Raw genomic sequence first — 14717 nt, forward strand, 5'->3', positions numbered from 1 at the left:
AGACCGATGAGTCGGATACGTCACGTCCGGGGTTCCCGTCTCGCCCTCGCGGGCGGTGCCGCCACCGGCACCGCCGTCCTGCTGGCCGCCGCGCTCTCGCCGACCGCCCTGGCGGAGGAACGGCCGACCCGGTCCGACGCGATCGACAGCGCCGAGACGGTCCTCGCCGACCGGGCGGCGGACCTGGGCCTCACCCCGGCCCAGGAGACCAGGGTCCGGGACGTGGTCGTCGACGAGGACGGCAGCCGGCACGTCCGCTACGACCGCACGTACCACCGACTCCCGGTCCTGGGCGGCGACTTCGTCCTCCACCTGAACCCGGACGGCACCTACCGCGGCACGAGCCGGGCGACGAAGTCCGCGCTCTCCCTCGAGAGCGTCACCCCGAAGGTGACCGCCCCCAAGGCCGCCGACCTCGCCGCGAGCCTGCTGCGCGCCGCGCACCTCGGCGAGACCCTGAAGAAGCTGACCGCCAAGCCGCGGCTGGTCGTCGACGCCCTGCACGGCGCCCCGAAGCTGGCCTGGCAGACCGACGCGGTGGCGCACGACGGGCTGGGCAACCCGGTCGGGCGCACGGTGCTGACCGACGCCACGACCGGCGACCGGATCGACGCCTGGGACACCCTGGAGTCGGCGTCCGGCGACGGCAAGTCCCTCTACGGCGGCACGGTCCCGTTGGAGACGACGAAGTCCGGGTCGTCGTACCGGCTGAAGGACGCGACCCGGGGCGGCACGTACACGGGCGACGCGGCGAACAAGACGGACCAGTGCCTGCTCACGATCTGTCTGACCCGCGCCCCCGCGACGGTCTTCTCGGACGCCGACAACCACTGGGCCACGGGCGAGGTCTCCGACCGCGCGACGGTCGCGGTGGACGCGCAGTACGGCACGGACGTCACCTGGGACTACTTCAAGAACCTGCACGGCCGCAACGGCATCGCCGGCGACGGCAAGGGCTCGTACAACCGCGTCCACTACGGCAAGGACTACAACAACGCCTTCTGGGACGACAACTGCTTCTGCATGACGTACGGCGACGGCGACGGCAAGCAGCTCGGACCGCTGGTGTCGCTGGACGTGGCCGGGCACGAGATGTCCCACGGCGTGACGTCGAAGACGGCGGCGCTGACGTACTCGGGCGAGTCCGGCGGCCTGAACGAGGCCACGTCGGACATCTTCGGCACGCTGGTGGAGTTCTACGCGGACAACGCCGAGGACCCGGGTGACTGGCTGATCGGCGAGAAGGTCGTCCGCTCCGGGCTCGGCCGCGAGGCCCTGCGCCGCATGGACAAGCCGTCGAAGGACGGGAAGTCCGCCGACTGCTGGAGCAAGGACCTGGGCGACCTCGACGTCCACTACTCCTCGGGCGTCGGCAACCACTTCGCGTACCTGCTCGCGGAGGGCAGCGGCGCGAAGACGATCAACGGCGTCGCCCACACCTCCCCGACCTGCGACGACTCCACGGTGAAGGGCATCGGCCGGGCCAAGCTGGGCAAGATCTGGTACCGCGCCCTGACGGTCTACATGACGTCCTCGACGGACTACGCGGGCGCCCGCACGGCGACCCTGAGCGCGGCGAAGGACCTCTACGGCAGCGGCAGCACGGAGCAGAAGGCCGTGGCGGCGGCCTGGAGCGCGGTCGACGTGGGCTGAGTCCCGGGACCGTTCATCGGGCGGCGGGCCCACGTCCCGTCACGCGGGTCCGCCCGCCGCCGCACGGAAGGCCTCATACGGTGGGACCGCCCGCGCGTTCGGGTGCGCCCGCGTGGTGTTCAACGACGTGGTGCGCGCCCGTTCCGCCGCACCGGCGCGGACGAGGAAACCATGGCCAAGAGTTCGGGTGAACGGGCGCGGAAGCGCTCGCTGTCGCCGAAGGCGGCCCGCAGGTGCAAGCACATGGCGGAGCGGGCCGACGGCAGGTCACCGCCCCTGAGCGCGCGAAGCCCGCTGCGAGCACCGCTCAGGGCCGCACCGCCTCCAGCCGCACCGCGCACGCCTTGAACTCCGGCATCCGGGAGGTCGGGTCGAGCGCGGGGTTGGTGAGGGAGTTGGCGCGGCCCTCGCCCGGCCAGTGGAACGGCATGAAGACGGTGTCGGGGCGGATCGTGCTGGTGATCCGGGCGGGCGCCACGGCCCGGCCCCGCCGGGACACCACGGCCACGGGATCGCCCTCGGCCGCCCCGAGCCGGGCCGCGAGCCGCGGATGCAGTTCCACGAACGGCCCGGGCGCGGCGGCGTTCAGCTCCGCCACACGCCGGGTCTGCGCCCCGGACTGGTACTGCGCCACGACCCGGCCCGTGGTGAGCAGCACGGGGTACTCGTCATCCGGTTCCTCGGCGATGGCCCGGTGCGAGACGGGGACGAAGCGGGCGCGTCCGTCGGGCGTGGCGAAACGGTCGAGGAAGAGGCGCGGGGTGCCGGGGTGGGCGACGCCCACCGTCTCCTCCGTCTCGGTGGAGGCCGGGCGGCCCGCAGCGCCCCGTTGCGCGGCAGGGCCACCCGCCCCGTCCTCGGCCCCCGTCAGGCCCGCCGGCTCCACCGCCGGGCAAGGCCAGAACACCCCGTTCTCCTCGACGATCCTGCGGTACGTGATCCCGGAGTAGTCCGCGGGGCCGCCCGCGCTCGCCCGGCGGAGTTCCTCGAAGATCTCCTCGGGGTCGGTCGGGAAGCCCTTCTCCACGCCCAGGCGGGCGGCCAGTTCGTGCAGGACCTCCAGGTCGCTGCGGACGCCGTCGGGCGGGGTGATGGCCTGGCGGCGGAGCAGGACCCTGCCCTCCAGGTTGGTCGTCGTGCCCGTCTCCTCGGCCCACTGGGTGACCGGCAGCACGACGTCGGCGAGCGCCGCCGTCTCCGACAGGACCACGTCGCACACGGCCAGGAAGTCCAGGGACTTGATGCGCTCCTCGACGTGCGCGGCACGCGGCGCCGACACCACCGGGTTGGACGCCATCAGCAGCAGGGACCTGATGTCCGTGCCCAGCGCGTCCAGCAGCTCGTACGCACTGCGCCCCGGCCCCGGCAGCGAGTCGGGGTCCACGCCCCACACCTCGGCGACATGCCGCCGCGCCGCCGGGTCGTCGAGCTTGCGGTAGCCCGGCAACTGGTCGGCCTTCTGCCCGTGTTCGCGGCCGCCCTGCCCGTTGCCCTGCCCGGTCAGGCAGCCGTACCCGGACAGCGGGCGGCCCGCCCGCCCGGTCGCCAGGCACAGGTTGATCCACGCGCCCACCGTGTCGGTGCCCTTGGACTGCTGCTCGGGCCCGCGTGCCGTGAGCACCATCGCCGACTCCGGCTCGCAGAACATCCGTACCGTCTCCCGCAGTTCGGGAACGGACACCCCCGTGATCCGCTCCACGTACTCCGGCCAGTGCGCCATCGCGGCGGCCCGGGCGTCCTCCCAGCCCGCGGTCCGCTCCCGGACGTACTCCTCGTCCACCCGGCCCTCGGCGATCACCAGGTGCAGCAGGCCCAGGGCGAGCGCCAGGTCCGTGCCCGGGCGGGGCGCCAGGTGCAGGTCCGCCTGCTCGGCGGTCCTCGTGCGGCGCGGGTCGATGACGATCAGCGTGCCGCCGTTCTCCTTCAGCTCGGTGAGGAAACGCAGCGACGGCGGCATGGTCTCCGCGAGGTTCGAGCCGACCAGGATCACACAGCCGGTCTTCGGGATGTCCTCCAGCGGGAACGGCAGCCCCCGGTCGAGACCGAACGCCTTGATCCCGGCCGCCGCGGCCGACGACATGCAGAAACGGCCGTTGTAGTCGATCTGGGACGTGCCGAGCACGACCCGCGCGAACTTGCCGAGCGTGTACGCCTTCTCGTTCGTCAGACCGCCCCCGCCGAACACCCCGACCCCGTCCGGCCCGTACTGCGCGCGCGTACTGCGCAGCCCCTCGACGACGCGGTTCAGCGCCTCGTCCCAGGAGGCCGGCACCAGCGCGCCCCCCTCGCGCACCAACGGCGAGGTCAGTCGCACGTTCGAGGCCAGCACCGCCGGAGCCGTACGGCCCTTGCCGCACAGCGCGCCCCGGTTCACCGGGAAGTCCGTACGCTCGCTCACCTCGACGGTCCCGTCGGGCGCGGGCGTCAGGTTCATCCCGCACTGCAGGGCGCAGTACGGGCAGTGCGTGGGCGTGGCGGTGGTCTGCATACCGTTCAGCCTGCTTCGGCCGTGTTACGCCCGGGACGGTTCCCTGTTACGCGGCAGGGACGGCAACCTCCCCGCGACCACCCCGCCGACGTGAGGCACACGCCTGTCCGCCTTCAGGTCGCCGCCGACCGGCACGGACGTTGCCGATGTGACGAAAAACGTCACATGTGGCTCATTGCTCTCCTTTCTTGGCTGATCCGACCTCGTTGAGAGTTGAAGCAGTGGCACTACGCTCTCGCTACGCGCAGCGCTCGCACGACTCCGCACGGCGTTCGACACCCGGGCATGCCCGCCGCTCACGGCTGCATCCACCCGCGGCCCCGCCGCGTGTGGCAATCCGACCCTCGAACACAGCCAGGAGGCCACCCGACCATGCCTCTGCGCCATCTCACCCCCCATGACCGGCAGCTGTTCCACCAGTACGGCCGGGGCCCCACCGTCCCCGTCCCCGACCCGCTCCTGCACCACGCCGTCGCCCGGCACGCCGCCGCCACCCCCCACGCCGTGGCGGCCGAACACCAGGGCGCGCGCCTCACCTACGGCGAGCTCGACCGGTACGCCGGTGCCCTCGCCGCCCGCCTCGTCCGCGAGGGCGTACGCCCCGGCGACCACGTCGGCCTGTTCGTCCGCCGCTCGATCCCGATGCTCGTCGGCCTGCTCGGCATCCTGAAGGCCGGCGCCGCCTACGTCCCGCAGGACATCGGCCTCGCGCCCCCGGCCCAGCTCACCCACGTCATCCGCACCGCCCGGACCCGGGTCGTCCTCACCGGCGCCGAACACGCCCACCGGGTGCCGCTGCCGGACGGCCACCGCCTCCTCGCGCTCGACGAGCCGCAGCCGTACGCCCCGCCCCCGCGCCCGCGCGTCACGGGCGACGACGGCTGCTACGTGCTGTTCACCTCCGGCACCACCGGCCGCCCCAACGGCGTGAAGGTCACCCACCGCAACGTCGCCAACATCCTGCTCACCGAGCCGGGCGGCCTCGGCATCCGCCCCGGCGACCGGGTCGCCCAGCTCCTGAACATCGCCTTCGACATGGCCGCCTGGGAGATCCTGGGCTGCCTCGCCCACGGCGGCACCCTCGTCATCCGCGGCAAGGACATCGCCGCGGCGGCCCGCACCGCCGACGTGCTGATCGCCACGCCGACCGTGCTGTCCGGCCTCGACCCCGCCGCCTGCCCGCGCGTGCGCACCGTCGCCGTCGCCGGGGAGCCCTGCCCGCGCCCGCTGGCCGACCGCTGGGCCCGGCGGGCCGTCTTCCACAACTGCTGCGGCCCGACGGAAACCACGATCGTCAACACCATGAGCCGCCACGACCCGGCCGCCCCGCGGCTCACCATCGGCCGCCCCACCCCCAACAACACGGTCTACGTCCTCGATGCCGACCGGCGCCCGCTGCCCATCGGCGAGCCCGGCGAGATGTGGGCGGGCGGCGACTGCGTCTGTGCGGGCTACCTCGGTGACGACGCCCTCAACGCCGAGCGTTACGCCCCCGACCCCTTCCTCGGCGGCGGCCGGCGCATGTTCCGCACCCGGGACCTCGGCCGCTGGACCCCCGACGGTGAGCTGGAGCACCTCGGGCGCACCGACGACCAGGTCAAGGTGCGCGGCTTCCGCGTCGAGCTGGACTCCGTCTCCGCCGTCCTGGAGACGGCCGCCGGCTGCACCCGCGCCGTCACCCTGAAACGCGACGCCCGCACCCTGGTGTCCTTCGTCTGCCCCGCCGACGTCGACCCCGACACGGCCCGCCGCGCGGTCGCGGACGCCCTGCCCTACTACTGCGTCCCCGAGCAGGTCCTGCCCCTCGCCTTCCTCCCCGAGACCGACCGCGGCAAAGTCGACAAACAGGCCCTGCTGGGCATGCTCGAACAACGCCTGGCGGTGGCCCGATGACCACGTCCCCGGCCCGGACCCGCCAGGACACGGGCGAGCTCCCGCCGCTCCTGCCGGCCCCCCGCCGCCTGCTCAAACACCCCCGGCTGATGCACTACAACCGCCTCGCGGCCCTGGTCCTCCTGGCCAACGCGGCGTACCTGTGGGCCGCCGGACCCCCGGCCACGCCCACCCTCGGGCACGCCGCCCTCGCCAACCTCGCCCTCGCCGTCCTGGTACGCCAGCAGTACGTCATCAACCTCCTGTTCCGGCTGGCGACTTCGGCCCCGGTGCACTGGCCGCTGAAGATCCGCTGGACGCTCGGGAAGGTGTACCACTTCGGCGGGCTGCACATGGGCGGGGCGCTGGCCGCGACAGCCTGGTTCCTGGCCCTGACGCTCGCGCTGACCCGCGCCGGAACCGACCTGCCGCTGATCACGGTGAGCTGGACCCTGGTGGCCCTCCTCGCCCTGATCATCGCCACCGCCCTGCCACCCTTGCGCTCCCGCCGGCACGACCACTTCGAGAAGATCCACCGCTTCGGCGGCTGGAGCGCCCTCGCGCTCTTGTGGACCCACACCCTGCTGTCCGGCCAGGGACCGGTGCCGCTCGCGGTCCTCGCCGTCGTCACGTTCAGCGTGGCCCTGCCCTGGCTGCGACTGCGCAAGGTGGACGTCCGCACCGAACGCCCCTCCCGCCACGTGGCGCTGGCCCGCTTCGACTACGGCGAGACCCCCTTCGCCGGCTCCTCGACCGCGATCAGCCGCAGCCCGCTGAAGGAATGGCACTCCTTCGCCAACGTCCCCGCCCCCGGCCGCTCCGGCTTCCGGCTCACCATCTCCCGCGCCGGTGACTGGACCGGCTCCTTCATCGACGACCTGCCGTCGCGGGTGTGGGTGAAGGGCATCACCACGGCCGGAGTCGCCAACATCGAGGTCCTGTTCAGGAAGGTCGTCTACGTCGCGACCGGCAGCGGCATCGGCCCCTGCCTGCCCCATCTGCTCGCCGGGGAGGTCCCCTCGCGCCTGGTCTGGGCGACCCGAGACCCCCGCGCCACCTACGGCGACGCCCTCGTCGACGAGATCCTCGCCGTCCAGCCGCACGCCCTGGTCTGGGACACCTCCCGGCACGGCAAGCCCGACATGGTGCGGCTCGCCCACGCCGCGTACCGCGAGTTCGGCGCGGAGGCGGTCATCTGCATCTCCAACAAGCGGCTGACCTGGCAGGTGGTGCACGGCCTGGAACGGCGCGGCATTCCGGCGTACGGCGCGATCTGGGACTCGTGACCCACCGTCCAGGGAGGGAAGATGAACCACCTGAAAGCCGAACGGGACGGCCGTGTCGTGACCGTCCGCCTGCACCGCCCGCACGCCCTGAACGCGCTCAGCTCCGAGCTGCTCGCCGAACTCCTCGGCCTCCTCGTCCCGTTGGACGACGACCCCGACGTCGGCTGCTTCGTCGTCACCGGCTCGGAGAAAGTCTTCGCGGCCGGCGCGGACATCAGGGAGATGGCGGGCAGATCGGCCGTCGACATGATGTCCGAGGACTACTTCGCGGCCTGGGAGGACTTCGCGGCCCTGCGCACCCCGAAGATCGCCGCCGTGTCCGGTTACGCGCTCGGCGGCGGCTGCGAGCTGGCCATGATGTGCGACCTGGTCGTCGCGGGCGAGTCGGCGCTCTTCGGCCAGCCGGAGATCAAACTGGGCGTGATACCCGGCATCGGCGGCACCCAGCGGCTGACCCGTCTGGTCGGCCGGGCCAAGGCGATGGACCTCATTCTCACCGGCCGCACCATGGACGCCCGGGAGGCCGAGCGCTGCGGCTTGGTCTCCCGCGTCGTGCCCGACGACCGGGTCCTCGCCGAGGCCCTGGAAGCGGCGGTGGCCATCGCCTCGTACGGCCGTACGGCGGTCAGGGCGGCCCGCGAGTGCGTCGACCGGGCCCTGGAGACAGGCCTGCGGGACGGCCTGCGCTACGAACGGCGGGTGTTCCACGCCCTGTTCGCCACCGAGGACCAGAAGGAGGGAATGACGGCGTTCCTGGAGAAGCGGCCCTCGCGCTTCCACGGACGCTGACGGCCACAGGCCGGCCAGGGGCGGGAGCGCACCGGCCGCGCTCCCGCCCCCGGCGGACGGCCCGGTCCGCTATTCGGCCGTGGCCAACGCCCGTTCCACGCCCGGCTCCCGGGGCCCGAGGAACCGGGGATCCGGGCGGAACGCCGCGTCCAGAGCCGCCTTCCCGGCTGCGAGGATCTCCCGGGCGCCCCCGTAGTACCAGGTCGCGTCATGCACGGCGTCGACCCCCACCCCGTACGACTCGACACCCGCCGCCTGACACAGAGCCACCGCCCGCCGGATGTGGAAGCCCTGGCTGATCAGCACGGCCTCGTCCACCCCGAAGATCTTCTTCGCGCGCACGCAGGAGTCCCAGGTGTCGAACCCGGCGTAGTCGCTGACGATCCGCCCGTCGGGCACCCCGTGCCGCGTCAGATACACCCGCATCGCGTCCGGCTCGTCGTAGTCCTCGCGGCTGTTGTCCCCGGTGACGAGCACCACCTCGACCCGCCCCGCGCGGTACAGCGAGGCCGCCGCGTCCAGCCGGTGCGCGAGGTACGGCGACGGCTCCCCGTCCCACAGCCCGGCACCGAACACCACGGCCACATCGGTCCGCGGTACGTCCGACGCCGTCCGCAGCCGGTCACCCGCGGCCACGTACATCCAGGTCGCCGGCAGCAACGCGAGCACACACCCGGCCATCACCGCCTGCACCAGCCGCCGCCACCCTCGCCGGGTACGCGGCAGCCGCGGTCTGCGGAACGTCACAGGACGCATCGGACGGTCCCTCCCCAGGTCGGCCCCTCGACAGTCAGGGACGTCCACACGGACCGCCAGGTTCATCCGCCTCCGCGTGACCAGCTTCACGCGTTACACGGAACCGCCAGGTCAGGCCGCCTCACACTCCACCCGTCCCACATCGTGAACCGCCGGAAAACACCCGTGACGCCCACGCAACGGGAAGGCAACGTGCGGCGGCGACCATCGATGGCATGCCCAGCCAGCTCAGCCTCGTCCCGCAGCCCGCCACGCGCCGCCCGGCCCCGCCCGCCCTCGTGGTCGTGGCGCACGGCAGCCGCGACCCCCGCGCGCTGAGCACCGTACGCGCGCTCCTGGACCGCGTCCGCGCGCAGCGCCCCGACGTGCCGGTGCACCTCGGGCACATCGAACTGAACGCCCCCCTGCTCCCCGACACGCTCGCCGCCCTGGGCGACACGGAGGCGGTCCTGGTCCCCCTCCTCCTCAGCCGCGGCTACCACGTCAAGCAGGACATCCCCGAGATGGCCGCGGCCTCCAAGGCCCGCACCCACCTGGCGGCCCCCCTGGGCCCGCACCCCCTCCTGGTGGACGCCCTCCAGTCCCGCCTGACGGAGGCCGGCTGGCCCGCTCACATGGACGAGGCGACCCGCCGCACCAGCGCCGTCGTCCTCGCCGCCGCGGGCTCCCGCGACCCGGACGCCAAGACGGACACCGGCCGCACGGCCCACCTCCTCGCCGCCCGCCTCGGCGTTCCCGTCATCCCCGCCTACGCCTCCGCCGCGACCCCGACGGTCCAGTCGGCCGTCCGCACCCTCCTCGCAAGGGGCCGCCACCGCATCGCCCTGGCCTCCTACTTCACGGCCCCCGGCCGCTTCGCCACGGAGTGCACCCGGTCGGCCCCCTGGATAGCAGCGGCCCCCCTCGGCACGCACCCGTCCATGGCCCGCCTCCTCCTCCACCGCTACGACGAGGCCCTCGCGGCGGCTTCGCCGGCTGTGCCCACATTGGCCTCGGCTTAGAACGCGGGGTACTGCACCGACCTCAGGGGCGCGGGGAACTGCGCGACCAGCCCAGATCGACCCGCACCCGCCCGGAAACAAAGCCCGGCAGACGCACAGGCGCATACTGTCGGCACATGGACGGCACCTCACAACACCCCCCGGCCTACGACCCGGCGTCAGCCGACCGCTGGGCCCCGGAACCAGACAAGCGCCCCGGCCGCACCGCCTTCCAACGCGACCGCGCCCGAGTCCTGCACAGCGCCGCCCTGAGAAGACTCGCCGGCAAAACCCAAGTGGTAACGCCCGGCACCATGGGCCCGGCCTGGGACGCCAGCCCCCGCACCCGCCTCACCCACTCCCTCGAATGCGCCCAGGTGGGCCGCGAGCTGGGCGCGGCCCTCGGCTGTGACCCGGACCTCGTGGAAGCCGCCTGCCTCTCCCACGACCTCGGCCACCCGCCCTTCGGCCACAACGGCGAACAGGCCCTCAACGAGTTCGCGGCGGACTGTGGCGGCTTCGAGGGCAACGCCCAGTCCCTGAGACTCCTCACCCGCATCGAGCCCAAACGGTTCACCCCCGAAGGCTCCGTCGGCCTCAACCTCACCCGCGCCGCCCTCGACGCCGCCACCAAGTACCCCTGGCCCCGCAGCGCCCACCCCATCGACCCGGCGTCCCGCAAGTTCGGTGTCTACGACGACGACCGCCCGGTCTTCGACTGGGTCCGCAAGGACGCCCCCGGCACCCGGACCTGCTTCGAGGCGCAGGTCATGGACTGGTCCGACGACGTGGCCTACTCGGTGCACGACGTGGAGGACGGCCTGCACGCCGGCCACATCGACCCCAACTGCCTGCACGCCGAACCCGAACGGCAGGACGTCTTCCAGGTCGCCCGGGACCGCTACGTACCGGCGGACACCGACCCCGCCGAACTCGCCGAGGCCCTGGACCGGCTCCTCGCCCAGGAGTGGTGGCCGCACGGCTACGACGGCACCGCCGTCGCCCAGGCCCGTCTGAAGGACGCCACCAGCCAGCTCATCGGCCGCTTCTGCCTGGCCGCCGAGACCGCGACCCGCACCGCCTACGGCACCGGACGGCTCACGCGGTACGCCGCGGAACTGGTCGTGCCGCGCGAGGCCCGTCTGGAGTGCGCCGTCCTCAAGGCCGTCGCCGACCTCTACGTCATGCAGCGCGCCGAGCAGGAACGCCTGCGCGCCGACCAGCGCGTCGTCGTCGCCGAACTGGCCGAGGCGCTCACCGCCCGCGCGCCGGACGGCCTGGACCCGCAGTTCCGCGCCCTGTTCGACCGGGCGCCGGACGACCGGGCCCGCAAACGGGTGATCGTCGACCAGATCGCCTCCCTCACCGACACCTCCGCCCGCTCGCTTCACGCCCGTCTGACAGGGCACGCATGAGACTGGTGGGAAAACCCATGGGAAACAGGGGACAACACCCGGGAGACAGGGGAACACGGCACGCCCGATCGTGACCCTCCGTGGCCTGATCGGGTCACTCCCTCTTCCCGCATCACGCTCCGTGCGGGACGCTCGCAAGTGGCGACACCCTTACGAGGAGGCACCAAGTGGTCGACGCGGATCAGACATTCGTCATCGTCGGAGGCGGACTCGCCGGCGCCAAGGCGGCCGAGACGCTCCGGGCGGAGGGCTTCACCGGCCGGGTGATACTGATCTGCGACGAACGCGACCACCCCTACGAGCGTCCGCCGCTGTCCAAGGGCTACCTCCTGGGCAAGGAGGAACGCGACAGCGTCTTCGTGCACGAGCCCGCCTGGTACGCGGCGAACGACATCGAGCTGCACCTCGGCCAGACCGTCGACGCGATCGACCGTGCGGCCCGGACGGTCCGCTTCGGCGAGGACGGCACGGTCGTCCGCTACGACAAGCTGCTCCTGGCGACCGGCGCCGAGCCCCGCCGCCTGGACATCCCGGGCACGGACCTGGCCGGCGTCCACCACCTGCGCCGGCTCGCCCACGCCGAGCGGCTCAAGCACGTCCTGACCAACCTCGGGCGGGACAACGGGCACCTCGTGATCGCGGGCGCCGGCTGGATCGGCCTGGAGGTCGCGGCGGCGGCCCGCGAGTACGGCGCGGAGGTCACCGTGGTCCACAGCGGGCCGACCCCGCTGCACCACGTCCTCGGCCCCGAGCTCGGCCAGCTCTTCGCCGACCTGCACCGCGACCACGGCGTCCGCTTCCACTTCGGCAGCCGGCTCACCGAGATCGTCGGCCAGGACGGCATGGTCCTCGCGGCCCGCACGGACGACGGCGAGGAACACCCGGCGCACGACGTCCTGGCCGCGATCGGCGCGGCCCCGCGGGTCGCTCTCGCGGAGGCGGCCGGGCTGGAGATCGCCGACCGGGGGCGCGGCGGCGGCGTCGTGGTCGACGAGCGGCTGCGCACCTCCGACCCCGACATCTACGCGGCCGGCGACGTGGCCTCCTTCCCCCACCCCCTCTTCGAGACCGGTCTGCGGGTGGAGCACTGGGCCAACGCGCTGAACGGCGGACCGGCGGCCGCCCGCTGCATGCTCGGCCGGGACGTGACGTACGACCGGGTGCCCTACTTCTTCTCCGACCAGTACGACCTCGGCATGGAGTACTCGGGCTGGGCGCCGCCGGGGACGTACGACCAGGTGGTGATCCGGGGCGATGCGAGCCGACGCGAGTTCATCGCCTTCTGGATGAAGGAGGGCCGGGTGCTGGCCGGGATGAACGTGAACGTGTGGGATGTCACAGACAAGATCCAGCAGCTGATCCGCTCCAAGGCCCGGGTGGACACGGAGGCGCTGGCGGACCCGCACGCACCGCTGGACAGCCTCGCCTCGTAGCCGTCAGGACTGTCGGTCCGCCCCCGTGCTGCAATCCCCGGGGGCACCCCCCCGGACCCCCGGCAGGGGGGCGCTCACCGCCGCAGGAGTGTCGGTTCCGCCCCGTAGAATCACTCCGTGGCTGGACGGATCAACGACGAGGACGTGAAGGCGGTACGGGACGCGGTCCCGATCGACGCCGTGGTGTCCGAGTACCTCCAGCTGCGCAACGCGGGCGGCGGCAACCTCAAGGGCCTGTGCCCGTTCCACGACGAGAAGTCACCGTCCTTCCAGGTCAGCCCGGGCAAGGGACTCTTCCACTGCTTCGGCTGCCAGGAGGGCGGCGACACCATCACGTTCGTGATGAAGATCGACCACCTCTCCTTCTCGGAGGCGGTCGAGCGCCTGGCCGGCCAGGCGGGCATCACCCTGCGCTACGAGGAGGGCGGGTACAACCCCTCCCACCAGCGCGGCGAACGGATCCGTCTGGTCGAGGCCCACAAGATCGCGGCCGAGTGGTACGCGGAACAGCTCGCGACCTCCCCCGAGGCCGACACCGGCCGGGTCTTCCTCGCCGAGCGCGGTTTCGACCAGGCCGCCGCCGTCCACTTCGGCGTCGGCTACAGCCCCCAGGGCTGGGACCACCTCACGCGCTATCTGCGCGGCAAGGGCTTCACCGACAAGGAGATCCTGCTCTCCGGCCTCGCCCAGGAGGGCCGCCGCGGCCCCATCGACCGCTTCCGCGGCCGGCTGATGTGGCCCATCCGCGACATCGGCGGCGAGGTCGTCGGCTTCGGCGCCCGCAAGCTCTACGAGGCGGACAACGGCCCCAAGTACCTGAACACGCCCGACACGCCGATCTACCGCAAGTCCCAGGTCCTCTACGGCATCGACCTGGCGAAGAAGGAGATCGCGAAGACGAGCCGCGCGGTGGTCGTCGAGGGCTACACGGACGTGATGGCCTGCCACCTGGCCGGGGTGACCACCGCCATCGCCACCTGCGGCACGGCCTTCGGCGGCGACCACATCAAGATCCTCCGCCGGCTGCTGATGGACAACGGCTCGGCCCGCGTCATCTTCACCTTCGACGGCGACGCGGCCGGCCAGAAGGCCGCTCTGCGCGCCTTCGAGGACGACCAGAAGTTCGCCGCCGAGACGTACATCGCCATCGCCCCCGACGGCATGGACCCCTGCGACCTGCGCTTGGCCAAGGGCGACGAGGCGGTGGCGGACCTGGTCGAACCCCGCACCCCGCTCTTCGAGTTCGCCCTGCGCCAGATCGTGAGCCGCTACGACCTCGACACCCCGGCCGGCCGCGCCGCCGCCCTGGACGAGGCCGCGCCGATCGTCGCCCGCATCAAGAACAGCGGCGCCCAGCACGAGGTCGCCGTCCAGCTCGCCGGCATGCTCGGCATCCTCGACACCCAGTTCGTGGTCAAGCGCGTGGCCCAGCTGGCCCGCTGGGCCCGCGACCGCGGCGGCAAGGGCCCGGCCCCGGACCGGCACCAGCACGGGGCTCAGCAGTACGCCGCCGCCCAGCCGTCCGCGGGCCCCCGCGGCCCGGCCCTCAACCTCCGCAACCCCGTCTACGCCACCGAACGCGAACTCCTCAAACTCGCCCTCCAGCGCCCCGAGCTGGTCTCCCCGGCCTTCGACGCGTACGGCGTCGACGAGTTCACCGCCCCGCCCTACGCCGCCGTACGCCAGGCCATCCTGGACGCCGGCGGCGCCGAACTGGGCGTCGCGGACCCCCAGGACTACCTGGTGAAGGTCCGCGAGGCCGCCCCGGACGACGTGGTCCGCGCGATGGTGACGGAACTGGCCGTCGAGGCGATCCTGCTGCACAAGGGCGTGAAGGGCGTCGACGAGACCTACGCGGGCGCCCAGTTGGTCACCGTCCGCCGCCGCGCCGTCGAACGCCGCATCCGCGACATCACCGGCCAGCTCACCCGCCTCGGCACCCACGGCGACCCCGCCCAGCTGGCCGCCGTGCAGAACGAGCTCTGGGTCCTCCAGCAGTACGACCAGGCCCTGCGGGAACACGGCGCCGCCGCGCTCTGACGCCG

10 protein-coding genes are annotated in these 14717 nt (G+C 72.9%); 8 read left to right on the forward strand and 2 right to left on the reverse strand.

The features are described from left to right. Positions 1-6 precede the first annotated feature (6 nt). Positions 7-1653 carry a M4 family metallopeptidase gene (locus AC07F0_RS15990; protein WP_478979206.1) on the forward strand — a complete coding sequence of 549 codons (1647 nt, stop codon included), beginning with the start codon at positions 7-9 and terminating at the stop codon, positions 1651-1653. A 307-nt stretch (positions 1654-1960) separates the two neighbouring features. Here AC07F0_RS15990 and AC07F0_RS15995 read toward each other — a convergent pair whose 3' ends face one another. Further along, positions 1961-4141, reverse strand: coding sequence for a molybdopterin oxidoreductase family protein (locus tag AC07F0_RS15995; RefSeq protein ID WP_478979209.1), 2181 nt, complete (start codon positions 4139-4141; stop codon positions 1961-1963). Between the two features lie 372 nt (positions 4142-4513). On the opposite strand from AC07F0_RS15995, the gene AC07F0_RS16000 reads away from it, so the two are divergent. Genes AC07F0_RS16000 through AC07F0_RS16010 form a run of 3 tightly spaced genes read left to right on the forward strand, consistent with a single transcriptional unit; the run spans position 4514 to position 8088 of the window. Then, entirely contained in the window at positions 4514-6034 is a 1521-nt protein-coding gene (locus AC07F0_RS16000) for an amino acid adenylation domain-containing protein (RefSeq protein ID WP_478979212.1), read from the forward strand. Continuing rightward, positions 6031-7299 carry a ferredoxin reductase domain-containing protein gene (locus AC07F0_RS16005; protein ID WP_478979215.1) on the forward strand — a complete coding sequence of 423 codons (1269 nt, stop codon included), beginning with the start codon at positions 6031-6033 and terminating at the stop codon, positions 7297-7299. Before AC07F0_RS16000 ends, AC07F0_RS16005 begins: the two co-directional genes overlap by 4 nt. A gap of 21 nt (positions 7300-7320) precedes the next feature. Beyond that, positions 7321-8088, forward strand: a complete 768-nt coding sequence (locus AC07F0_RS16010; RefSeq protein WP_478979218.1) for an enoyl-CoA hydratase-related protein — start codon at positions 7321-7323, stop codon at positions 8086-8088. A gap of 69 nt (positions 8089-8157) precedes the next feature. Here the strand turns inward: AC07F0_RS16010 and AC07F0_RS16015 are convergent, their stop codons facing one another. Further along, positions 8158-8844, reverse strand: coding sequence for a SanA/YdcF family protein (locus tag AC07F0_RS16015; RefSeq protein ID WP_478979221.1), 687 nt, complete (start codon positions 8842-8844; stop codon positions 8158-8160). 215 nt (positions 8845-9059) lie between these two features. On the opposite strand from AC07F0_RS16015, the gene AC07F0_RS16020 reads away from it, so the two are divergent. The 4 genes from AC07F0_RS16020 to dnaG all read left to right on the forward strand — a co-directional run bounded on the left by AC07F0_RS16020 (position 9060) and on the right by dnaG (position 14712). Next, positions 9060-9845: a sirohydrochlorin chelatase gene (locus AC07F0_RS16020; RefSeq protein WP_478979224.1), complete on the forward strand. Its 786-nt coding sequence runs from the start codon at positions 9060-9062 to the stop codon at positions 9843-9845. A gap of 116 nt (positions 9846-9961) precedes the next feature. Then, positions 9962-11239, forward strand: coding sequence for a deoxyguanosinetriphosphate triphosphohydrolase (locus AC07F0_RS16025; protein ID WP_478979227.1), 1278 nt, complete (start codon positions 9962-9964; stop codon positions 11237-11239). Between the two features lie 167 nt (positions 11240-11406). Next, the gene (locus AC07F0_RS16030) at positions 11407-12672 is read left to right on the forward strand and encodes an NAD(P)/FAD-dependent oxidoreductase (protein ID WP_478979230.1); all 1266 of its coding nucleotides are present in this window, start codon (positions 11407-11409) and stop codon (positions 12670-12672) included. A gap of 117 nt (positions 12673-12789) precedes the next feature. Beyond that, positions 12790-14712, forward strand: coding sequence for a DNA primase (gene dnaG, locus AC07F0_RS16035; protein WP_478979233.1), 1923 nt, complete (start codon positions 12790-12792; stop codon positions 14710-14712). Positions 14713-14717 lie beyond the last annotated feature (5 nt).

The organism is Streptomyces sp. NPDC045955 (assembly GCF_056430805.1).